Source organism: Vibrio cyclitrophicus, assembly GCF_024347435.1.
Taxonomy (GTDB): Bacteria; Pseudomonadota; Gammaproteobacteria; order Enterobacterales; family Vibrionaceae; genus Vibrio; species Vibrio cyclitrophicus.
The window spans coordinates 1,215,615-1,238,828 of sequence record NZ_AP025480.1; the positions used below are offsets into that span (position 1 = coordinate 1,215,615).

Consider the following 23,214-nt stretch of genomic DNA (forward strand, 5'->3'; position numbering starts at 1 on the left):
TGTTCACTTTTTGTATAGCGTTTTTGCCTGCTTTAAATGCTTTTCTTGGTGACTCAGCCCACAACTTCCAAACTTGCCGCGCTGCCATCTCAATTCCTAGATGGGTAAATTAGAGAATTATGAGAGGCTTACTTTGTGTTAGTCGAACCACAAGGAAGTTGAATGCACCACTTTAATATTCGAGCACTTGAATATCTGAATGCGTTATCAAAATATGGGTCACTACGCAAGGCATCAACGATGATGAACGTTGATCCTGCGGCGATGAGTCGAATGCTGACGCAGCTCGAAGCGCAAGCGGAAATGAAAGTATGGGAACGTAATAATCGACAGTCGCTTTTAACAGAAGCGGGTAACGAGCTACTGAATTACTACCGTTCAATCGTTCGGGGAGAGACGGCGTTAATAACTCGGCTAACTAAGCTGAAAAACCTGAAAGGTGGCAATGTCAGTATCGCAATTGGTGAAGGTTTTATAACCAACTTGGTTTCTCAGCCGATGCAAACTTTCATGACTCGTTATCCGGATATTAATTTGTCGATTGAGATTGCTGGAGCGTTAGATGCGGTTAAAATGCTGGAAGATCAACAGATAGATTTTGCGATTACCTACGCGTCTGCTCCACACCCTAAATTGCATTCACACGTTGAGCGTAGTCATCCGTTGGAGCTTATCGCTCCCAAAGGGCACTTTTTGACGATGAAAGAAGCGCCAGTAACACTTCAAGACGTTAAAGATGTTTCTGTCGCATTAATCGATAACTCGACTGGCATGGGACGGTTAGTGAAGCATGCAGAACAAATGTCTCACCTTACTTTGCAACCAAAGCTTCAAACTAACTCGGTAACGGCTCTCACTAACTTTGTGTCAGCAGGGTTGGGCGTCACGTTTATGCCAAAGCTTACCGTGCTTGATGAGATTCAATCGGGGCAAATCGAAGTGGTGACCACAGAGTTGGAAATGTTTTCGAAAGCGACCGTTAAGGTTCAGTCTTTAAAAGGCAGAGCACTGACGCTTCAAGCCGAAACGCTGTTAGATTTCTTACTCGAGAATGTGACGTTCTTGAGTCATGATGCTTATAATATTTAGGTTGATATAGAGATGCTCTAAATCGTTACCGTTGTGTATTTATCCATAGCTTACCAGTTCGTGTCTTCCTCTAGTTAACTCTCTAACGGTATGAGCAACTTATTCTTCCACTTAACTACAACTTAACTACGTACTCAACCTCACAGTTCTAAACTTCTGGGTTGGCCTCTAAGCCAAATTGACTTTTTATCAACAGTTTGACTATTGTTAAGTCAACGCCTGGAGAATAAGTTACAAACCATTAACGAAAGTAGTATCTGAATTGAAAGCGGTGCCCAGAAAATTGAGTTTTTGCTGGGCATTAGGGGAAGAGCATGGAAGTTATTGTTATTGGTAGTGGCGTTATTGGATTGACCAGTGCTTGGTATCTAGCGAAAGAGGGGCACTCTGTCACGGTAATCGACCGCCAAGATTCTAGTGGTAAGGAAACCAGCTTTGCTAATGCTGGCCAAATCTCTTACGGTTATTCTTCACCATGGGCTGCTCCTGGTATTCCATTAAAAGCAATGAAGTGGCTCACTCAAGAGCATTCGCCTTTGAAAGTGAAACCGTCACTGTCTCCTGACTTAGTTTCTTGGGCGACTAAGATGCTCACCAACTGCAATGAAGCCAAGTACGCCCAGAATAAATCGCGCATGTTGCGGGTAGCCAACTACAGCCGAGATTGCCTGACTCACCTAAGAACCAGTGAAGACTTGGTTTATGAAGGTAGGCAGAAAGGTACATTGCAAGTGTTTCGCAGCGAGAAGCAATTGGACTTCATTCAGCAGGATATGAAGCTGTTAAAAGAGAGTGGGATCGAACATTCTCTGTTTGATGTCGCTCAATGCTTAGCTGTAGAGCCGGGTTTAGCAGATGTTAAAGATAAGCTCGTTGGCGGCCTTTATCTACCTCACGATGAAACGGGCGATTGTCATCAGTTCTGTTTAAATTTGACCGAGAAAGCCAAGAGGTTGGGAGTCCGGTTCGAATTTGATACCGAAGTGGTTAAGTTAAATCATCAGAATCAAATTATTGAAAGCATCACCACCACCCAAGGTGAATTTAAAGCGGACGCTTATGTGGTGGCTTCTGGCAGTTACTCTCGAGATCTCCTTAAGCAGGTCAACCTGACAATTCCTGTGTATCCAGTGAAGGGGTATTCGTTGACATTGCCTATCATTAATGAAGAGAAATCACCAACCTCTACCGTGATGGACGAAACCTACAAAGTCGCGATGACCCGATTTGATGACCGTATTCGGATTGCAGGTACCGCTGAGCTGGCTGGTTTCGACTACCATATTCCTGAAAAACGCAAAGCTACGATAGATATGGTGATAAAAGATCTTTTCCCTCAGGCGGGGGATTTTACTAAGGCAGAATATTGGACAGGGTTAAGGCCAATGACACCCGACGGCACGCCTATTATCGGTAAAACGCCAATCGAAAACCTATTTACGAATACAGGACATGGGACGCTAGGTTGGACAATGGCGTGTGGCTCGGGAAAGTTGTTAGCGAGTGTGGTCAGTGGCTCTACAACTGATATTGAAGCCGATGATTTGAATATTGCTCGTTACTTGTAACTGAATGATGTCATGGTCGAGCCAGTATCTTCATCGTTAAGAATGGGGTACTGGCTCAAGTTTTATATCGAATATTTATCTCGTGGTTGTTTCTAATACATGAGTGAAGCGCTCCCACGATTTCTGGTCGGCCTCTTGTTGATAGTTATTTGAGCCGAACACGGTAAATGCGTGCGGAGCACCACTGTAGGTGATCATTTCATGTGGGACTTTGGTTGTTTCGAGTTGAGCTGCGAGGTTGCCAAAATCTTCCATTGATATCATGGCATCAGCGGTTCCGTGGAACACAACAACTGGCGCTTTTGTCTGAGAGTAATCTTGTCCTTTTGGTGTCGATAAGCCACCGTGGAAGGTGACGTAAGCCTTGGAGGATATACCTGCTCTCGCGGCCTCCAATACGGCTGCGCCACCAAAACAATACCCCATCATCACGTTGTTATCTAAGTTACCACCTAGCTTTTCCGCTTCCATGGCTCCAGCATTGAGCAGCGTACGCATTTTTTCTCTGTCTTGATACAATTCGCCTGTGTGTTGCTTTTTGTCTTTCACTTCGGTTGGACGAATGTCTTTACCAAATAGATCGATGGCGAACACGTTGTACCCCAGTTCATTGAGCATCTCGGAACGTTTCTTTTCGTAGTCGGTTAAGCCATCCCAATCATGTATTAGCAGCACCAAAGGCGCTTGGTCGCTGGCTTCACTCCAATAACCTTCATAGTCCACACCGTCAACTTGGTAAGTAACGTTTTCTCCAGAAATCACAGAAAAGGGAAGTAGAGCTGCAAGTAAACTTAGCGTAGTGAGTGTTCGCATGCGTTAATCCTTTAGATGACAAATGATAATTCAATCAAAAGTATAGATAACGCTAGGATTCTCGCCAGATTCCTTCTTGATATTTGATGTTTGATTTTTAAGGTAGACATAGAGTGATAGTACGATCAATAAAAAGCCACCGTAATGAGATGCTGTGGCTATTTGATTATGAGAGAGGGTAAAAAACGACTACCAAGATGCGTTGTTACTGTTGCTGAAGATATCAGGGTACTTGCGTTGATAGCGTGGCAGCATAGATTCATTACCTAATATGCCACCTTGATGGACATAGATAATGGTTTTAGTCAGGTTGTCTTGTTGCCACTGTTCTAAGCATTGCCACATTAATGGGTCATAAAGTAGATCAAACTCAATATCGGTTTGTTCTTGAAGATCCAACCAAGTTTGATAATCCTTTTTATATAATTTACCAAAGTGATGTTTAGTTTTGAGCGGTAAGATCTGTGGATGGTCGGCTTCACCAAGTTCATTGAATTGCTGCGTTAAATAGTCGCTACCACCAACACAGGCGCAAGTTAATACAGGGATGTTATGTAACTTTAAATGTTTATGAAGGTAGAGTGCAGTAGCACCTGTGCCTGCTGGCAAGGCAACGACGAACTCATGTTGACTTTCGAAACGTGTCCAGCTGAGTATTTCCATCGCCAGTTGTTTTACGCCATATTCAGACAGTTGAGAGCGTCCACCTTCAGGTAGCACAATACAATGGCAGTCAGGTTGTCTAACTTGTTCAATGTACTCTTTTGGATGCAGCTGCGACCCAGCATCTCTCACTGAAATGACTTTTGCGCCCAAGTCTACAGCGCCACGATAGTTACCGATTGGGCGTTCATGTAGCCATTGAGGCAGATGGTCGACGTAGAACTCAAGGGTCCATCCTTTAATCTTTGCCAGTGCAGCGAGCGAGAATAGCGAATTAGCTTGCGCAGAACCGTAGCTGATTAAGGTTGTCGTATTAGGGTGTTCGTCTTCGAGAAGTTTCATGAACTTTCGCGCTTTATTGCCGCAAAAATGAGAGTGGAGCTGATCGTCACGCTTCAAGAAAAAGGTGTGGTCGTTGTATAGATGTTGAGTTACAGGGCTATTATTTAGTTTCATTGCACTTAAACAAAATGCTGACTAAGAAGCCAGCATTTTTATATCAAATAGGACTAATGAGTATCTAGTAGCCTACAAGCGCTGTAAACCAACTAAATCAAGTTTTCATTGGATATCGAGTTCGATGTTAAGAGTTTACTTGCTCAGTTGCTATCGACGTCGATGAAGCTGAGCTCGTTTCAAAGGTGATCTTGGCGCTACATCCACCTCCATTACGATTGACGAGCTCAAAGCCCCAATTGAAGCGTTGGCATAAGTCGTCGACGATCAATAAACCTAATCCATGGCCATTGGGGTTGTACTGTTCCTGTAAGCCTTCACCTTGGTCTTCAATCATAATACTTTCTTCGGACAAAGAAACCATGACAGTGCCACTATTGGTCGCTGCAATGGCATTCCTTAATAGGTTGCCGACCAGCATATTCATGATAGCACTGGTGGCTTGAATGGTGGGTTCTGATTGAACCTGTAAGGATACTTCTATTTGTTTGTCATTTGCCTGTAACGAGTTCTTCGAAATGATGCTTTCTAACTCTTGTTGGCAAAATAAGCGCAGCGGCGCGTCATCACTGTTTCTTTCATAACGCACAAGGCCCAGTAATGCATCGACCATTTCTGACATCTGTACAATCGCATCATCTATCCGTTCGACCTGACGAGATTGAAACTCCGTTGTTTCGCTTCTTAGTAATAACTTGTTTGCACCACGAGCAACCGTCAGTGGCGTTCTTAACTCATGACTAGAGTATCGAGCAAAGGCTTGTTCTCGTTTGAGTAATGAATTAATTTCACGACGATATTGATTCAGCTGATCAGTTAATTGGCGAAACTCAACGGCGGCGTTATCACTTACACCGAACTCTTCACTTAGGTTTAATTTATTTGTCTCGAGTTGCTCTGAAAGTAAGTTGAAAGGTTCTATCAGTCGTTTCGATAATCGATAGAGCAAAGCGCCAAAGCTAAAAATTAAAATGGAAAGTAATGTTAAAACGAATGTTGTTGCGTACACTAATTCGTCATGGCTAAACTCGACGCGGTCAACTTCAGATAAAAGGATGATTGGATAGGTTTTCCCTTTGTCAGAATACTCACCGACATACACCATTCGTGAATCAGGCTCTTCTCCTACCTCACCAACAAAGCTCTCTTTACCTTCAATGTATTTCCGGTATTCGATAGGGATGAATGAAGGGTCATTGTATGCCATGGTAAGACCATCGATGCGAATTTTACCACTCTCCCCTGACTGAAATTGCTCAACCGCATAGTTTCGGTCAATCAAGATACGTCTTTCGCCCACCCGATCTTCTGATAGATAAAGTGCAGACATAAACACTATGTAGGTAAAGACCGAGACAATGACCGCCATTGCCCCAAAGAAAACCGCTAGGCGGCCAGTTAGAGTTTTAGTGCTAGTGAGAACGTTCAAAATCAATTTGAAGACTCCAAACGGAATCCTACTTTAGGGACAGTAATCAACATTTGGTTGTTAAAGGGCTTGTCGAGTTGGTTTCGTAATTGATAGATGTGACTCCGTAACACATCGTTATTGGGCTCGTCTTCCTCCCAAAGCTGGTATGAGATAGCTTCACGAGTGACCACTTCAGGTGCACTTTGGCACAGCATCTCAAGTATGGTGTAAGTCGTTGGGTTGAGTGCGAGCAGTTTGTCTTGACGGTAAGCTTTACGGGTTTTTTGATCGATGGTGAGTTCATCGAATTGAAGTTTAGAAGAGGCTACTTTTCCGCGGTAGCGACGAACTAATGCGTTCATTCTCGCTTCCAAAATATCCAAATCAAAAGGCTTAGTGAGATAGTCATCGGCACCATGTGCAAAACCCTTCAACATATCTTCGCGGCTATCCAAGGCGGTCAGCATCAGAATCGGTGTCGCATTGCCTTGCTCTCGTAATTTATTACAAAGCGTTAGGCCGTCCATTCTCGGTAACATTAGATCCAATAGGATGATATCAAATGAGTTTTCCATTGCGAGCTGCAGTCCAAGTTCGCCATTGTCCGCGTAATCGAGTTCCATACCAATACACTCAAAATAATCAAATAAGACCCCGGCAATTTCACGGTTATCTTCGACTAATAGAACTCGTTTCATTTTGATTCTCATACAGAAATAGACGGTAACATTATCCTGAGTGAGCGTGAAAAATATGTCAATAACATAACTTTCACTTATGGGCGAGTAGATTGACTGCAGATTAGTCAATGGAAGAATGTATTATGTCTGAACTTCATATTAGCCGCCCTAAAATATCTACATCGCAGATCAACCCTGCTGTATCTCTGTCTATTATTGTGCCTTTTTACGATGAGCAAGAGGTGTTGGAAGAGTTCCACTCTAGGCTCACTAAAGTTCTTGATAGCTTGCCGATCACGAGCGAGATCGTTTATGTCGACGATGGAAGTAAAGACAACAGCTTGGAGTTGGTGAGTTCATTCACTTCAATCAATAGCTCAATTTCTGTTATCGGTTTAAGCCGTAATTTTGGCAAAGAATCAGCGATGAGCGCAGGCCTTGAGCACTGTCGTGGACAAGCGGTGATTTTGCTAGACGCTGACTTACAAGATCCACCCGAACTGATCCCGCAAATGATTGCCAAGTGGCGCGAGGGTTATGACGTCGTCAATATGCAGCGTAGCCAGCGCGACGGTGAAACATGGTTTAAGAAGTTTTCAGCAGCGAGCTTTTACAAAGTAATGAATGTGGCTGCGAAGATTGATGTTCCTGAGAATGTGGGTGATTTCCGACTGTTAAGCCGAGAAGTTGTCGACCATATTAATCAACTTCCAGAACGTAACCGTTATATGAAAGGCATTTTCTCATGGCCGGGTTTCCGACAAGCAACGCTCCAATTTAAGCGTGATGCTCGCTTCTGTGGTGAGACCAAATGGAACTACCTGAAGCTTATTGGATTGGCGATGGATGGCATTACCTCGTTCTCAATTCGACCACTGCGCCTTGCTACAGCATTGGGTGGCTTAGTCGCGCTGATTGCTTTTGTGTATGGAATGGTCATCGTGTTTAAAACCATGATGTTTGGTGAGCCAACCACGGGTTATCCATCAATGATGGTCGTACAACTGGCTCTTGGCGGCATTCAACTCCTGAGTATTGGTTTAATGGGGGAGTACATAGGTCGTATTTTCATTGAAACCAAGAATCGCCCTCTTTATCTGATCCAATCGGTGGTCGATACCCCTGCATTAAAAACACATTTTAAATTAGAGGAGTCAGCATGAGCCTGAACCGAACACACCTATGGTATTTGTTGGCTTTTGCACTGATTTTAAGACTTTTATCTTTGGCGACATACCCGTTAATGGACACCACCGAAGCGCGCTACGGGGAGATGGCTCGCTTGATGGTTGAAACTGGGAATTGGTTAACGCCTCAGTTTGATTACGGCATTCCTTTCTGGGGCAAGCCACCGTTGTTCACATGGATGAGTGCGGCTGGTATTGAGTTGTTCGGCCTGAGTGAGTTTGCTGTGCGTGCTCCGCATTGGTTAGCTGGTTTTACGACGATTTTGCTAGTTGCATACATGGCTAAGCGAACCGGTCAAAGTGCCTTGGTCGCTGCAGTTGTATTGGCGACATGCGGCATTTTCTCTATCGCGGCAGGTGCCGTCATGACAGACATGGCATTAACGTTAGCTATGACTATTGCGATGCTGGGCTTTTACTTATGTTGGCTAGGTGGAGAGGATTGGGAAAGAGAAGGAAGTCCGCAGCCTAATGGAGTTTTTTGGGGCTATGTCGGCTTTATTGGGTTAGCACTAGGTCTGCTTGCAAAAGGGCCTGTTGCAATTGTCATTATGGGGATCGCTGTATTCCCTTGGTTGGTTTTACAACACGGCTTGTTTGGTGCTTTTAAAGTACTTTGGCAACGCTTTCCATTGTTGTCTGGCTTAGGTGTGATGCTAGTGATCGCTTTACCTTGGTACATCATGGCCGAAATGGCAACACCGGGTTTTATTGATTACTTCATTGTTGGCGAGCACTTTAAGCGTTTTGTGGTGAGTGGTTGGGAGGGAGATTTATACGGTTCTGCACATGATCAAGCGAGAGGTATGATCTGGGTATTCTGGATTCAAGCTGCTGTCCCTTGGTCGCTTGTATTACCTGTATTGGCGTTTACTCGACGTAAGAAAATTGCAGAGATTAATGCCAAAAATCGTGGGTTATTTTCCTTCCTTGTGTGTTGGTTAATTTCACCTCTGATTCTTTTTACTATGGCGGGAAATATTCTTCCCGCTTATGTGTTGCCGGGTATTCCAGCCCTTGGTTTACTGGTCGCGATACTTGTTGTGGAAAAAGATAAGAAGTGGTTTTCGAGCGTAGCTTTAGTTCTGCCAGTGTTGCTGATGATTGCGATGGTTTACCTAAACTTAGGTAAGGCGAACGAGAAGAGTGACCGTATTATCTTCGAACAGATCACCGATTCAGCGCCAAGTTTTTATGTAGGAAAACGACCGTTCTCTGGGCAATTTTATAGCCAAGGACAAGCGAAAAAGCTACTTGATGTAGAGCAACTAGACGGAATCGACAAGTTCTATTTGATAGGTAAAAGGGTGGAAGTAGAAACCAAGATTAAAGACAACGCGTTAACCTGTATTTTGGAACCTACGGTGAAAATAAAACGCGCTTTGTTCAGCTGTCATAGCCAAGCGAGCAAACCAACTTTGTCGTTGAGTCATATTAAAAGCCAAAGTGATGTTCAGCGTTAACTCAGGGCTACGAATGCTCAATAACAAGCTGCAGATACACAGTCAAAGGCTGCAGTCCCATCACAAGATGGTTCGGTTCGCAGTGGTTGGTGTTGGCGGTTTTGTTGTTGATTGCTTAGTGTTTGCATTGCTGCATTACGCCTTTGGAGTACCCCTAATGATTGCACGAATTGGTTCTTTCATTGCCGCTGCAACGACCACATGGTTTGGTAATCGCGTGCTTACTTTTGGGTTTAGAGGGCAGGGTAATTGGTCTGAAAAATTGATTCAGTGGCAAAAATTCATGTTTTCGGCATCGATATCTGCAGTACCTAATATACTGTGCTTCAAACTAATGACGGGTCTGCTTCCCCCTATTACTGGGGTTGTATTTATCGCAATGGCCGTCGGCACCTTGGTTGGTATGGTGACTAACTACCTGTTCAGTCAATATTGGGTATTTACTCGTTAGGCAAGTAAATGGAAGGCAAGCCATCCAATGACTTGCCTTCCATTTAAGGTGATTGCTAAGCGAGGAGAACGGTAGCTTTGACTCTGCTATTTTCCTGTGTTTGCCCGTTTGGGCTGGGTTTGTTTTGTTTTAGCGACTTCTAACTGCCAGTTTTTGATTGTGTAGCAAATTAAACCTAAACAAAGCCCCCAAAATGCGCTGGCGACTCCGGCAAAGTTAATCCCAGATGCGGTCAGTAAAAAAGTGAATAACGCCGCTTCTCTATGTGTTTCATCCGAAAGTGCGGTTGTTAAGCTGTTAGCCAATGTCGGTAGCAAAGCTAGCCCAGCGATAGCTACGATGATGGATTGAGGAACAGACGAAAACAGAGAGACAAAGGTTGTTCCGAATACTCCTGCCAATAAATAGAAACCGCCTACAGCTAAAGCCGCTTTGTAGCGGCTCTTCGGGTTCGGATCCGCGTTTGGGCTCATACATATTGCCCCTGTCAGTGCCGATAAATTAAAAGCAAAACCGCCAAATGGCGCAAGCAATAAACCGGTAACGCCTGTTGTGGTTATAATTCGAGATGCTGGTGGGTTATAACCATTGGCTTTTAATACGGCGAAACCCGGTAAGTTCTGGGATGCCATTGTCACAATAAATAGGGGAATCCCTACACTCAATAAAGATGACCAGTCAAAATCGGGTGTGATGAACATAGGTTGAGTCAGCGTTAAGTTCACATTCGATAAATCCAACTTTCCCGCGATGCCACTCATCATGGCTGCGAGTAGTAGAATAAAAGGTATCAAAAGATTCCCAAACCTAGGTTTAGCGAGAATATAAGCGGCTAGCATAGTGCTGATGATGACAGCTTCTTGAGACATAGAAGAAAACATTCCGATGCCAAACATCCACAACACACCCGCTAACATTGCAGAGGCGATTGACGTAGGTATTCGCTTAAGAAGTGTTTCAAAAACCCCTGTTAGACCTGTAATGGTGATGAGGAGCGAACTAAATAGGAAGATCGCGACGGCTTGTTCTACGGTGAGTCCATCCAGCGATGAGATGAGTAAAGCCGCACCCGGTGTAGACCAAGCCGTCACAATCGGTTGCTTATATCGCCATGACAGTAGAAGAGTTGACATGCCCATACCTATTCCAAGTGCCCAAAACCAAGATGCAATTTGCTCTTGATTCGCGCCAGCACTGCTAGCAGCTTGGAAAATGATCGCCGCCGCACTCGCATAACCGATAAATACTGCAATGAAACCAGTACTGATATGAGAAAACTTAACTTGATCCATATTCACCACTCTCGTTGTGCGTTATAACATACATAGGAGTAACTTAGCACTTGTGCGTTATAGCGCACAAGTGCTATTTGTATAAACTTGTTCGTAATAGCTATTCGTAACAATTTAATATACGAGCAAACTCAAATAGGTAGATGAACGAAAACATGTCGAAAAACGTGAATACAGAAGACCGCTTGAATGTAATGGGTAGCCTGAATGCCGAAGGTCGTTTGAAAGCAGATGAAGTTTCGAATGCAGGAGAAGCTTTAAGTGTACAAAATAACTTGAACGTGAAAACCGAATTGCAGGTAAGCCAAAATCTAAAGCGGATTCGTAAAGAAAAAGGATGGAGCCTCGATGCGACCGCGAAAGCGACTGGGGTAAGCAAAGCTATGCTTGGTCAGATTGAGCGTGGTGAGTCTAGTCCAACGGTCGCAAAACTATGGCAAATAGCTACTGGGTTTAATGTGTCATTCTCAAGTTTGATTTTGCCTTCTTCAAACAACGAACTGGTGAGCTTGTTCCGAGATGCGAATATATTACGCGACGAAAGCTTGAAGGACGGTTTCTCGGTAAGTGTTGTGTTCCCTTTTGAGCCATCTGTAGGCTTCGAATTGTATGAGCTTAGGTTGGCAGAAAACTATCAACATTTCTCTGAACCTCATAGTGCCGGTGTGACGGAGCATATTTTGTGTATTTCAGGTCAAATGGCGGTTTTCTTTGATGATAGTTGGCATGAGTTAAGCTCGGGACAAGCCGTTCGTTTTAATGCAGAACAGCGTCATGGTTATAAAAATACAGGGCAAGAAAAAGCCATTTTCCACAATATTATCCATTACCCTAATCAATGGCAGCGGTCATAGTTGGTGGTACTTAAGATAATGTCGTCATGTTTCAAGATACAAAAAAGCGCAGCTAAATAGCTGCGCTTTTTATTAATATGATAACCAAGTAAATGAAGTCGCTATAGCTATATTAACGCTGTGTTGCGCGTTGGCGATTCTTGCCGTTACTCGCAGGTTTACCACCTTGACCATTGCCCGCTTTACTGCGGTTTGGCTTGCTATTTCCGCCGCTATTGCCTTGCGATTGCTGGCTACCAGGGGCTTTTTTGATGAAGCCAGTCGCTGGTTTATTACCATTACCGTTCTGTTTTCCGTTGCCCTGATTGCCGTTGTTTTGGCTACCTGTTGGCTTCTTACCACCCGGTTTAGGCTTATTGCCACCAGGCTTAGAATGGTTACGTGGGCTTTCGCCGCCAAGACCCGGTTGAGCTTTACTGTGCTTAGTTGCAAAACGTTGTGAGCCGTGACGACCAGATTTACGACGTTGTGCCGGTGTTTGCGTATCAAAGTCTTCTGCGGGTACTAGGCAGTTTGCTTTGTCACCAATTAGGTGCTGTTTACCCATGCTGATCAGCGCTTCACGGATGATTTTCCAGTTTTCAGGATCGTGGTAACGAAGCAGGGCTTTATGTAGACGACGTTGACGATCACCTTTCGGTACAGGAACATCTTCACGCTTTTTATATTTCACGCGTTTCAGAGGGTTAGTCTCTGAGTAGTACATCGACGTTGCATTACACATTGGCGATGGATAGAAGTTCTGTACTTGGTCACACTCGTAGTTGTGCTTTTTAAGCCACATTGCAAGGTTAAGCATATCTTCATCTTCTGTGCCCGGGTGAGCAGAGATGAAGTAAGGAATTAAGTACTGTTTCTTACCGGCTTCAGCGCTGTACTTCTCGAACATCTCTTTGAAACGATCGTAAGTGCCCATACCCGGCTTCATCATCAGATCCAGCGGGCCTTTTTCAGTATGCTCTGGAGCAATCTTCAAGTAACCACCAACGTGGTGAGTCACAAGCTCACGAACGTATTCTGGAGATTCAATCGCTAAGTCGTAACGTACACCAGAAGCGATCATGATCTTCTTAACGCCCGGTACTTTTCTCGCAGAGCGGTACAGGTCGATGGTGTGTTGATGGTCTGTGTTTAGCTTTTCACAGATTTTCGGGAACACGCATGATGGACGACGACAGTTAATTTCTGCTTTTGGATCTGAACAACCTAAACGGTACATGTTCGCCGTTGGGCCGCCCAAGTCAGAAATAGTACCTGTGAAGCCCGGTACTTTATCTTTAATGTCTTCGATTTCATCCAAGATAGATTCTTTCGAACGGTTCTGAATGATACGACCTTCGTGCTCTGTGATTGAACAGAAAGAACAACCACCAAAACAACCACGCATGATGTTAACCGAGGTTTTGATCATGTCGTATGCAGGGATTTTCGCTTTGCCGTACATAGGGTGCGGAACACGCTTATAAGCAAGGCCAAACACGTAGTCCATCTCTTCTGTGGTCAATGGAATTGGCGCTTGGTTAACCCAAAGTTCGCGATCTCCGTGACGTTGGATTAGAGCTCGACCTGAGTACGGGTTTGTCTCAAGGTGCAGAATACGGCTAGCGTGAGCGTAAAGAATACGGTCATTGTTTAGCTTTTCGTAGCCTGGGATACGAACCGCTGTTGTTTTTGCATCGTGGCGAGAAGGACGAATCGTAATCGGTTGTGCTTTTACTTCTTCTTTTTCGTCTTTCTTGGTATCACACTGCGTTTCAACTTCGTATGGGTTAACCGGAACATACGCTTTGTTCGGTTTTTCGATACGAGAAGAGTCAATGATCTTGAAGCCTTCAGGGGCTGCAGCAATATTGATTGCAGTACCACGGATATTCGTTAGCGTAGACATGTCTTCGCCATCAGCAATGCGGTGCGCGACTTCAACCAGTGCACGCTCAGCGTTACCAAAAAGAAGAATGTCAGCTTTTGCATCAAACAATACAGAGCGACGAACTTTATCTGACCAGTAATCGTAATGAGCTACGCGACGTAAGCTTGCTTCAATACCACCAAGCACGATTGGCGTGCCTTTGTAGGCTTCGCGACAACGCTGAGAGTAAACCAGAGTTGCACGGTCAGGACGTTTACCACCTTCGTTATTTGGCGTGTAAGCATCATCGTGACGTAATTTGCGATCAGAGGTGTAGCGGTTGATCATGGAGTCCATGTTACCCGCGGTGATGCCGAAGAATAGGTTAGGTTTTCCTAGCTTCATGAATGCATCTTTATTATCCCACTTAGGCTGGGCGATAATGCCGACGCGGAAACCTTGAGCTTCAAGAAGGCGGCCGATGATAGCCATACCAAAGCTCGGGTGATCGACATACGCGTCACCTGTTACAATAATAATGTCACAGCTATCCCATCCAAGAGCATCCATCTCCTTTCTACTGGTCGGTAAAAAGGGTGCAGTTCCGTAGCACTCGGCCCAGTATTTTTTGTGTTCGTGAATAGGAGTGATATCGCTGTACATATTTCAACCTCTGATTTTTGAGGCGGGAATTATAGCGGCATGAGACTAGACTAGCCAGTAGAACATGCCCCTGTTAGTTCTGATGTCTTTCGTCATTTTGGTCATGTAACTGACAAAAGAGCCATACAACATCATAGTTTAAGCTTTGAGTAACGTCGCTAATTTGTGATTTTGATTAGTGTTCGCAGCAGTTTTTGATATTATTCGGCGAAAATAAGTCTGAATAAGTAGATCCACAATGGTCGAAACGTTATTAGTACAATTTGCTCCGATGCTTCTAGGAGCCCAACTGATCTTAACTCTCATCTTGGTGAAAGGAGATATCTGCCCAGGACAGCGTGGTCGTATCCACAAGATGTTACCTGCGATTGGCGTGCTTTGGCTTGCTGTTGCTTCTGTAAAAATTGAAGCCTTTCTGGTCGTGTTCGCGATCTTTTATTTCTATTCTCAAGTTCAAACCAAGAAGACTCGCGATTCTGGTCCTATCTGGGTGATGTACTTGGCCTGTGGTTTAGCGTTGTCATATGTTGCTATACAAGCGACTGAGCAAGCAACCGCTGTTGGTATCATTACTACTTTGCTGCTAGTGGTACTGTTAGGAGCAGCGTTTGGCCATCTACTACTGACGATTGCAAGGACACGGTTGCAGGCATTTCATCGAGTGCTTCCTGTTGTGGGCGTGCTAACCGGTATGTTGGTAGTACTGGCGACCGTCGTGAGTGTTTACTCTTTGTCTGAAGCTCAATTAGAACCTGTGATTTCCACTTTGCTATTTAGTTTTGCTTTGTTGATCTCCTCAATCGTGGTGTGGTGTTGGCATTTACTGTTCGCAAGAACGCCTGAAAAGCTTCAACTGAGTATTTCGTTGTTGATGTTATTGGTGGCCGTTGTGGGTTTAACGCCAGTTTGGGCGCTTTAATCACGCACTTTCATTAATTACGTATTCTTGTTAAGAAGTGTGATCTGTTTTTTAGCGTGACGTTGGTAAGCGTTCTAAACTTAACTCTAGTCAGTGTGTTCGTAAGGAGTACGAGATGGATTTAAGCAACGTCAAAGGTTTCGATAGCATTATTTTGCTAGGAATCGTTAATGAAAAACTTCGCCTAGAATGCGATAGCTTTGAAGAGCTGATCAGCATGTATGAAATGGATACAGAAAGTGTTGTGGGTAAGCTCGATATGCTTGGCTATCAATACGATCCATTGACTAACCAGTTTAAGTCTTACTCGAGATAAGCTAAAGATTAGCGCATCTTTTATCGAAAATGACATGCATCGCGTGTTGTGGGTGTTGAGAGAAAAAAAGTCACAGATTATCTGTGACTTTTTTGTTTCTGACGAATCGATCGAGCTTAACTTAGCCATAAATCATCTTTAAACGACCTCTATGCCATCTAAGTGACTCTTACTTTGCTGTCTTGCCGTGCTAAAGAAAGCTTGCAGGTAACGTTTATCTTTCTCAGAGTTTCTTACCGCTGCGAACAGTCTTCTTGATAGTCCTTTGCCTAATGGCTTGCTGGCAATCAGCCCTTGTCTTGAGAATTCACTGATCGCCCAGTTTGGTAGAGCCGCTACTCCCAAACCTGCTGATACCATTTGAACTAGCATTAACGTGTTGTCCGCTTGTTTCCACTTTTTAGGTTCTACACCCGCAGGCTGTAAAAAGTGCTTCACGACATCTAAACGCTGTTTTTGAACAGGGTAGGTGAGCATGGTGAGATCGCTAAGATCTTGCGGTTCAATGCTCGCTCTTTCTGCCAAAGGTGAGTTGATTGCGGTGATCAAACGCATCTCAAAATCAAAGAGTGGTTCGTAGTGAACCTCAGAGCGAGGCTGTATATCAGAGGTGATCACCAAATCTAGCTCGCCTGCCATTAGCGCGGGTAGCGGCTCAAACCCAAAGCCTGACGAGAAATCTAGCGTTACGCTTGGCCAAGCCACTTGATATTCCTTCAAAGCAGGCATTAACCATTGGAAGCATGAGTGACATTCAATCGCCATGTGCAAACGACCATTCACATCCTCTTTCAGGCTCGCGAGTTCGTTCTCCGCTTTAGCTATTCTTGGCTGTATCTCATCGGCAAGCCTAAGCAAAATCTCACCTTCAGAGGTGAACTTAACTGGTCTAGTTTTACGTAGGAAAAGCTGACCACCGATACGCGCCTCAAGGTCTTTCAGTTGGTGAGAAAGCGCCGACTGAGTCAAGTGAAGAGAAGTTGCCGTCGCTGTTAGCGAGCCGCTGTCTCTTAAGGTAGTCAATGTTCGAAGGTGTTTAAGCTCTATCATGAGTTTTCCTCATATTCCCTAAGCCAATTCAATATTTCTTAATAATCACCCTACGGGGTTTTCTTTCATTTGTAAACGTCTAGATGTCCAGATGGATTTGATTTTTTCAGCTTTAGATTATTCAAGATGAATATTTTTAATAAACAAGATGAATATTTGGACGTTGTTCATCGTTCAGATTAGGGAGATAGTTTAGCCATCCAGACGCCTTATAAAGAACTTAAACCATAAGCTAGGCTGTTTGATCGAACACTAAAAATTATTGAATAAGGAACAGGTTCATGACTACGACAACGCATATTTTAGGCTACCCACGTATCGGCGAAAAACGCGAACTCAAATTCACTTTAGAAAAATACTGGCGCGGTGAGATTAGCCAATCAGATTTAAAGCAACTCGGTAGCGAACTAAGAAATCGTAACTGGAATGTACAAGCTGACGCGAATCTTAGCTTTGCAACTGCGGGTGACTTCGCATGGTACGACCATGTATTAACAACGACTTTACTTCTAGGCCACGTACCAAAGCGCCATACTGGTGGTTCTGAAGATGAAAAATCCTTCCCAGATTTAGATACTTTGTTCCGTGTGGGGCGTGGTCAATCTCAGGTTCAGTCGACTTGTTGCGGTGGTACGCATACGTCTAGTGACGGCACTAAAGATAGCTCTGCGGCTTCTGATATGACTAAGTGGTTCAACACCAACTACCATTACATTGTGCCTGAGTTCAGCAAAGACGATTCCTTTGAAGTGAGCTGGCCACAACTGTTTGACGAAGTGAGTGAAGCGATAAAATCCGGGCATAAGGTGAAGCCAGTTTTGTTAGGCCCGTTATCTTATTTATATCTTGGTAAAGAAGTGGAGGAGGGTTTTGATCGTTTATCTCTTCTTCCGCGCCTTCTTACCGCTTACCAAGCAATTTTGGCAAAACTCGCTAAGTTGGGGGTTGAGTGGGTTCAAATCGATGAACCAATTCTTTCTCTTGAGCTTGAGAGTCAATGGGCAGATTCATTCAAGTTGGCGTATCAAGTGATTCAAGGTGATGTAAAACTGTTGCTCACTACTTATTTTGATTCGGTGACTGATACCTTAGATAAGATAGTAGAGCTACCAGTTAATGGCCTACATATCGACTTAGCAGCAGCACCACAGCAACTTGATGAAGTAGTGGGTAAGTTACCTGAACACTGGGTACTTTCAGCAGGGGTGATTAATGGACGAAACGTTTGGCGAGCTGATTTAGCCGCTCAACTAGAGTTACTACAACCAGTGAAAGAGAAGCTAGGAGACAAACTTTGGGTAGCAAGTTCATGTTCACTTTTGCATAGTCCAGTCGACCTTGAGTTAGAAGATTCACTCAGCGATGAAGTGAAGAGTTGGTTTGCTTTCGCGAAACAGAAAGTGACCGAGGTGAGTATATTGGGTGCGGCACTAGACGGTAACCACAATGCTATCTTGGCGTGTGAAACCTACAGCCAGCCGATTGTTGCACGCAAGAGCGCGACTCATGTGAATAAGCCGCAGGTTCAAGCTCGTATTAACACCATTACCAAAACCCTAACCGAGCGAAGTGCTCCTTATGCCGAACGCGCTTCACATCAGTCTGAGGTGTTAGGTTTACCATTATTGCCAACCACAACAATTGGTTCATTTCCACAAACCGGAGAGATCCGTGTTCAGCGTAGTGCTTACCGCACTGGCAAACTGAGTGAAGCGGAATACAACACCGCGTTGAAAGGTCATATTGCGGATGCGGTTAAACGACAAGAAGCACTTGATTTGGATGTACTGGTTCATGGTGAAGCTGAACGTAATGATATGGTGGAGTACTTTGCTGAAAATCTAGCAGGCTTCCAAACTACCAAATTTGGTTGGGTACAAAGTTATGGCTCTCGTTGCGTGAAACCTGCGATTGTGGTTGCGGATATCGAGCGTGAAAAACCAATGACGGTGGAATGGTCGACCTATGCTCAATCTCTGACTTCAAAGCAGATGAAAGGCATGCTAACTGGGCCTGTTACTATCTTGTGTTGGACATTCCCACGTGAAGATATTTCACGCAAAGAGATAACCAATCAACTGGCGTTTGCGTTGCGAGATGAGGTGTCTGATTTGCAAGACGCAGGTATCAACATTATTCAAATTGATGAGCCTGCCATTCGTGAAGGTTTGCCATTGAAAAAGCGTGACCATGCAGAATACTTAGAGTGGGCAGTGGATGCCTTTAAGATTTCAGCTGCGAGTGCTAAACCAGAAACTCAGATTCACACCCACATGTGTTACAGCGAGTTCAACGAGATCATTGATTCAGTCGCTGCGCTAGACGCCGATGTGATTACCATAGAGACTTCTCGTTCGAACATGGAACTGCTGAAAGCGTTTGAAGAGTTCAACTACCCGAATGCGATTGGGCCTGGCGTTTATGACATCCACTCACCAAACATTCCTTCAGAAGAGTGGATTGTTGATTTACTTAAGAGAGCGGCAAAGAAAATCCCAGCAGAACGTTTGTGGGCAAACCCTGATTGTGGGCTGAAGACGCGTAACTGGGCAGAGACAGAAGCGGCACTGGCTAATTTAGTTTCAGCGACTAAAATGCTGCGTAAAGAGTGGGAGTCGGCAGAAGCATCAGCATAATTAAAGCTAGGGTGTTATCGTTCTAAAAACAAAAGTCTGAGAAAAGAAAGGCCTCGCATCTGCAAGGCCTTTCTTGTTTGTTACTAGCTTAACGTTAGAAATCAAATCTAGTTAATGCTCTGACATGTCTCTTTGCTGATTAGCTTTTCAACCATCAGTTGTCCGCGAGTGTTGCGAACCTTAATGTTGTAAGCCAAGCCCATGTCAAGGTTTGCTCTAACTTCAGAGTTGGTGCAGTAGCTGTTAACACTCATATCTACGACTTGGTTTAAAGGCTTAGCACCTTTAGCGTCTTGGTTGTAGATCATCATGATCTCGATAACGGTGTTTTTTGCCAGTACACGCATGACTGACAGTGGGCCATACTCAATCGGCAGGCCGGCAGATAAAACGCCAGCACGGTGTTGCGCCATCATTTCAAGCTGTCTTTGTTGGTCTTGCTCACTTGAAGCACAGCCTGCGAGCAGAGCTAAAGCCAGAGAGCCAATAATCCATTTTTTCACGTTAAAATACTTTCTTGAATGGTTTTACAATGACATTTTGGTAGACACCTGCCTCAATGTACGGATCTGCGTCTGCCCATACCTGTGCGTCCTCTAAAGAATTAAACTCAGCAATTACAGTAGAGCCAGTGAAGCCGGCTTCACCAGGGTTGTCTGAATCAATCGCAGGCATTGGGCCAGCAGTCAAAAGTCGGCCTTCATCGTGAAGTGTTTGCAGGCGTTCTAGATGTTGTGGGCGAACACTTAGGCGCTTTTCTAATGAATTTTCGACGTCTTGAGAAAAAATCACGTACCACATATTGGTATATCCTTATTTTACTTCACTGAATTGGGGGCGTTTAAATTCGCTATCTTGCTAATTTACGCGAACTAATTGGTATTGGAAGAGCTAATGATAAGAAATTGTGAAATGGTGCGAGAGAGAAGTATGGTCTTTAGCGATTTCATTCGTTGAAACTAAAGACCGTCTACATTAGCAGCTTGGTGAAAAGTACTATTTATTGATCGGGCGAGGCTTACCACCCTCATCGACAGCAACGTAGTTGAACGTTGCTCCACAAACCTTATATCGGTCGCCGATGCCGTGATCAAGTACAGGCTTAACCCATACTTCTAGGTCGATATTCATCGAGCTACGGCCAATCTTGGTGCAGTCACCATAAACACACACAACATCACCCACTGAAACCGGCTGTTTGAACTCAATACTCGATACTGAAACAGTGACAATCTTGCCGTTAGAGATCTCCTTCGCCAGTATGCCGCCAGCAAGGTCAAGCTGAGACATTATCCAACCACCGAAAATCTGGCCTGCTGCATTGGTATCAGAAGGCATCGCCAATGTGCGAAGAAGTAAAGAACCAATCGGGTTCAAAGTTGATTGAATAGTCATTGTTGTACTCTTAATGGTATTGATTGTTTTAAATTTAAATAGATGTGTTTGCCGCGCTCGCGGTGGTCGTATTTTTAACGTATTCACCGAACACAAACAATCAGTGGCCAATGATCACGAGTATCATTGGCCACTGTTAAATAGCATATTGATAATAATTGTATCAAAAAGGGGATGAGGACTCATCCCTTAGGGTTACTTCTCGTCGGTATTTTTATCCGTTAACTCGTTCTGCTGATCTTTTGGTAGATGCTTATAGATGTAGACACCCGTTAGCAAGGTAAATGCAAAAGTAGCGATCAGTAAGCCAAACACTTTGAAGTTTACCCAAACATCCAAGGGTAGGCTGAAAGCAACGTAAACGTTGAGAATGGCACATAGAGTAAAGAATAAAGTCCAAGCCCAGTTGATCTTGCTCCATACCGCTTCAGGAAGTGTGATCTCTTTACCCAGCATGCCTTTAATCGCTGACTTGCCCATTAGGTGACTGACGGTCAGGCCGATAGCGAACAATGCATAAACGATGGTTACTTTCCATTTTATGAAGTTATCATCATGCAGAAAGATGGTCATGCCACCAAATACGGCAACCATCAAAAATGTGATGATCTGCATTTTCTCTACTTTCTTGTAGATAATGTACGTCAAAACGATTTGTACTGCAGAAGCAACAATCAATGCGCCTGTAGCTGTGTAGATGTCGTACATCTTATACAGCGCAAAGAAAATAATGAGAGGAATGAAATCAAGAATTTGTTTCATGTGGCACTGAATGTCCAGTTAGTTGAGTTGCCAACAGTCTAACGAAAACTGTCCCGATGCTAAATAGCCCGAGACAATTGGGTAACAATTAATTCCATCTAACCGCTAATCGTTTATAACGATTTCAAGCCAGTTATCGCATTGATGTGGTTTGGTAGCGAGGTATCAGTTTCTTGATGTCTTCAAGGTAACCCTCACTTTTCAAATCATCTAGCGTATTTTCGAGTTCTTGCTCGCTCATCGCAAAACAGGTTGATTTGCCAGTCGTTAGGTCGAGAAACTCGTGATATTCACGCTCTGTGAAGTGGCCGATTCTATCCATTAATAAGGTTTTAACCCCATGGTGAATTAAGCCGTAATATGTATGTCTTTGTAAGGTCATAGCCTATCCTCCGTGGCAGGGTGCGAAGAAAAGACAACCTGCTGTAAATTGTTTGGGTTATCTATGACAAAGCAATTCGAATGCCATTTGGGTCACAGACACAGAATATTTCTGTTATCAAATTGAATTGATTCTTTTTTCAATCAGTTAAGTGAAAGCTAATTCTGTTCTCAACCAAACAATACGTCGCTGACGGAAAATAGTTTTATTTTGAGAACGTTGTCATTCTCATTATGACGCTTTACTGAAGCCTTATGGTCTTTGAGCTTGGCAATTCCCCCGTTGTTAACCGACAAGCCACTCGACCAATGTAGTTAGGGATACATTTTGGCGATTCTTGGGCTGAATTAAGAAGTAACCATTTCCTGAAAAGACACTGTCTTCACTCACTTTGACTAATCTGCCTAAATCAATATCTTGCTTGGCAAGCGTGATGTCGCCTATCGCAATTCCAAATCCTTGAATAGCTGCATTCATCGCTTGATCGAGTGTTGCGAACTGTTGGTTATTCTTGCTCGAAAGGTCATGACTTCCTATGTGCTCCAACCAAAGTCGCCAATCACTTTGTTCATTGTTGGCGTGTAACCACGTGTAGTGAGCGAGTTGATGCGGTTTGATTAGAGAAGAGGAACCACTGGTAAGGTGATTGGGTTTGATGCTTTGCGCTTGGCAGACGGGTGCGAGTTGCTCGTTGAACAATAACTGGCTGACGATCGATTGTTGGCTCGGCTTCTTGCCATAGGTAATCACGGCATCGAACGGGTCAAAACTTGGCTCAAAAACATGCTTGATGGTAGAAGTGAGCTCAACATCAATCTCAGGGTAGGCTTCTTGAAAAGACATCAGTTTTGGTAGCAACCAAGAGGTAATGCAACTCGGTGCGTTTAGCTTAATTTTGGAAGGGGAACTCGCCACTTGGTTCAGTGCGGATTGCAGTCGCTGAATTGTATCTTGGATGAGCGGAACCAGTTCTTCTCCTTTGGGTGTTAATGACAACCCCCGAGCATGACGATAGAAAAGGTCGCACCCAAGATTTTCTTCAAACGTCAAAACTTGCCGACTCACCGCGCCTTGCGTGACATTGAGTTCATGTGCCGCGCGTGTAAAGTTGAGATGCCTTGCCGTTGACAGAAAGGCGAGCAAGGTTTTAGTTGAAGGCAACGTGTTATTCATGTCTATACCTATGAATTTTAATCATGGCTATTATGTAATTATTTCGATTCATTTATCAATAGTGTTCTGTTTGAATGCAAATACTTACTCATCATTTGTGATTCAATATGTGTATAACGCATCTATTTTGAATATGAAGGCA

General features: G+C 44.0%; 22 protein-coding genes. 9 read left to right on the forward strand and 13 right to left on the reverse strand.

Annotation, left to right across the window (positions count from 1 at the left end):
• Positions 1-162 precede the first annotated feature (162 nt).
• Both OCW38_RS05575 and OCW38_RS05580 read left to right on the forward strand, forming a co-directional pair.
• Entirely contained in the window at positions 163-1,089 is a 927-nt protein-coding gene (locus tag OCW38_RS05575) for a LysR family transcriptional regulator (protein WP_261895363.1), read from the forward strand.
• 314 nt (positions 1,090-1,403) lie between these two features.
• Entirely contained in the window at positions 1,404-2,657 is a 1,254-nt protein-coding gene (locus tag OCW38_RS05580; protein ID WP_010437950.1) for a D-amino acid dehydrogenase, read from the forward strand.
• Between the two features lie 75 nt (positions 2,658-2,732).
• On the opposite strand, the gene OCW38_RS05585 is transcribed toward OCW38_RS05580, so the two are convergent.
• From OCW38_RS05585 to OCW38_RS05600, 4 genes are all read right to left on the reverse strand, one after another.
• On the reverse strand, positions 2,733-3,470 hold the full coding sequence (locus tag OCW38_RS05585; protein WP_016768383.1) for a dienelactone hydrolase family protein: 738 nt from the start codon (positions 3,468-3,470) through the stop codon (positions 2,733-2,735).
• Between the two features lie 189 nt (positions 3,471-3,659).
• Positions 3,660-4,589, reverse strand: a complete 930-nt coding sequence (locus OCW38_RS05590) for a pyridoxal-phosphate dependent enzyme (protein ID WP_010437956.1) — start codon at positions 4,587-4,589, stop codon at positions 3,660-3,662.
• 127 nt (positions 4,590-4,716) lie between these two features.
• Positions 4,717-6,024, reverse strand: coding sequence for a sensor histidine kinase (locus OCW38_RS05595; RefSeq protein ID WP_010437958.1), 1,308 nt, complete (start codon positions 6,022-6,024; stop codon positions 4,717-4,719).
• The gene (locus OCW38_RS05600) at positions 6,021-6,698 is read right to left on the reverse strand and encodes a response regulator transcription factor (RefSeq protein WP_010437961.1); all 678 of its coding nucleotides are present in this window, start codon (positions 6,696-6,698) and stop codon (positions 6,021-6,023) included. The genes OCW38_RS05595 and OCW38_RS05600 overlap by 4 nt, the downstream gene beginning before the upstream one ends.
• A 125-nt stretch (positions 6,699-6,823) precedes the next feature.
• Here OCW38_RS05600 and OCW38_RS05605 point away from each other — a divergent pair, with 125 nt between their 5' ends.
• Genes OCW38_RS05605 through OCW38_RS05615 form a run of 3 tightly spaced genes read left to right on the forward strand, consistent with a single transcriptional unit; the run spans position 6,824 to position 9,781 of the window.
• A complete protein-coding gene (locus OCW38_RS05605) occupies positions 6,824-7,843 on the forward strand; it encodes a glycosyltransferase family 2 protein (protein ID WP_010437963.1) in 1,020 nt (339 codons plus the stop codon).
• A complete protein-coding gene (locus OCW38_RS05610; protein WP_010437965.1) occupies positions 7,840-9,330 on the forward strand; it encodes an ArnT family glycosyltransferase in 1,491 nt (496 codons plus the stop codon). Before OCW38_RS05605 ends, OCW38_RS05610 begins: the two co-directional genes overlap by 4 nt.
• Positions 9,317-9,781 (forward strand): GtrA family protein, encoded by a 465-nt coding sequence (locus tag OCW38_RS05615; RefSeq protein WP_010437967.1) that lies wholly within the window; start codon positions 9,317-9,319, stop codon positions 9,779-9,781. The genes OCW38_RS05610 and OCW38_RS05615 overlap by 14 nt, the downstream gene beginning before the upstream one ends.
• Before the next feature lie 86 nt (positions 9,782-9,867).
• Here OCW38_RS05615 and OCW38_RS05620 read toward each other — a convergent pair whose 3' ends face one another.
• Positions 9,868-11,073 (reverse strand): benzoate/H(+) symporter BenE family transporter, encoded by a 1,206-nt coding sequence (locus OCW38_RS05620; protein ID WP_010437969.1) that lies wholly within the window; start codon positions 11,071-11,073, stop codon positions 9,868-9,870.
• Positions 11,074-11,216: 143 nt separating this feature from the next.
• Here OCW38_RS05620 and OCW38_RS05625 point away from each other — a divergent pair, with 143 nt between their 5' ends.
• Positions 11,217-11,927, forward strand: a complete 711-nt coding sequence (locus OCW38_RS05625; RefSeq protein WP_010437972.1) for a helix-turn-helix domain-containing protein — start codon at positions 11,217-11,219, stop codon at positions 11,925-11,927.
• A gap of 112 nt (positions 11,928-12,039) precedes the next feature.
• On the opposite strand, the gene OCW38_RS05630 is transcribed toward OCW38_RS05625, so the two are convergent.
• On the reverse strand, positions 12,040-14,346 hold the full coding sequence (locus tag OCW38_RS05630) for a YgiQ family radical SAM protein (protein WP_016788829.1): 2,307 nt from the start codon (positions 14,344-14,346) through the stop codon (positions 12,040-12,042).
• 331 nt (positions 14,347-14,677) lie between these two features.
• On the opposite strand from OCW38_RS05630, the gene OCW38_RS05635 reads away from it, so the two are divergent.
• Entirely contained in the window at positions 14,678-15,358 is a 681-nt protein-coding gene (locus OCW38_RS05635) for a hypothetical protein (protein ID WP_016768378.1), read from the forward strand.
• Positions 15,359-15,473: 115 nt separating this feature from the next.
• A complete protein-coding gene (locus tag OCW38_RS05640; protein WP_010437991.1) occupies positions 15,474-15,674 on the forward strand; it encodes a DUF4250 domain-containing protein in 201 nt (66 codons plus the stop codon).
• 138 nt (positions 15,675-15,812) lie between these two features.
• Here the strand turns inward: OCW38_RS05640 and OCW38_RS05645 are convergent, their stop codons facing one another.
• Positions 15,813-16,724 (reverse strand): LysR substrate-binding domain-containing protein, encoded by a 912-nt coding sequence (locus OCW38_RS05645; RefSeq protein WP_016768377.1) that lies wholly within the window; start codon positions 16,722-16,724, stop codon positions 15,813-15,815.
• Between the two features lie 281 nt (positions 16,725-17,005).
• Between OCW38_RS05645 and metE the strand changes: the two genes are divergently transcribed.
• Complete coding sequence (gene metE / locus OCW38_RS05650) at positions 17,006-19,360, forward strand: 5-methyltetrahydropteroyltriglutamate--homocysteine S-methyltransferase (protein WP_016789268.1); 2,355 nt, start codon at positions 17,006-17,008, stop codon at positions 19,358-19,360.
• Between the two features lie 107 nt (positions 19,361-19,467).
• Here the strand turns inward: metE and OCW38_RS05655 are convergent, their stop codons facing one another.
• The 6 genes from OCW38_RS05655 to OCW38_RS05680 all read right to left on the reverse strand — a co-directional run bounded on the left by OCW38_RS05655 (position 19,468) and on the right by OCW38_RS05680 (position 23,072).
• Positions 19,468-19,863 (reverse strand): GspS/AspS pilotin family protein, encoded by a 396-nt coding sequence (locus OCW38_RS05655; protein ID WP_010437997.1) that lies wholly within the window; start codon positions 19,861-19,863, stop codon positions 19,468-19,470.
• Between the two features lies 1 nt (position 19,864).
• Positions 19,865-20,161, reverse strand: a complete 297-nt coding sequence (locus tag OCW38_RS05660; protein WP_010437999.1) for a YciI family protein — start codon at positions 20,159-20,161, stop codon at positions 19,865-19,867.
• A gap of 195 nt (positions 20,162-20,356) precedes the next feature.
• Positions 20,357-20,755, reverse strand: coding sequence for an acyl-CoA thioester hydrolase YciA (gene yciA / locus OCW38_RS05665; protein WP_010438001.1), 399 nt, complete (start codon positions 20,753-20,755; stop codon positions 20,357-20,359).
• Positions 20,756-20,950: 195 nt separating this feature from the next.
• Complete coding sequence (locus OCW38_RS05670) at positions 20,951-21,517, reverse strand: septation protein A (RefSeq protein WP_016768375.1); 567 nt, start codon at positions 21,515-21,517, stop codon at positions 20,951-20,953.
• 133 nt (positions 21,518-21,650) lie between these two features.
• Complete coding sequence (locus OCW38_RS05675) at positions 21,651-21,899, reverse strand: hypothetical protein (protein ID WP_010438008.1); 249 nt, start codon at positions 21,897-21,899, stop codon at positions 21,651-21,653.
• 285 nt (positions 21,900-22,184) lie between these two features.
• Positions 22,185-23,072, reverse strand: a complete 888-nt coding sequence (locus OCW38_RS05680) for a LysR substrate-binding domain-containing protein (RefSeq protein ID WP_010438010.1) — start codon at positions 23,070-23,072, stop codon at positions 22,185-22,187.
• Positions 23,073-23,214 lie beyond the last annotated feature (142 nt).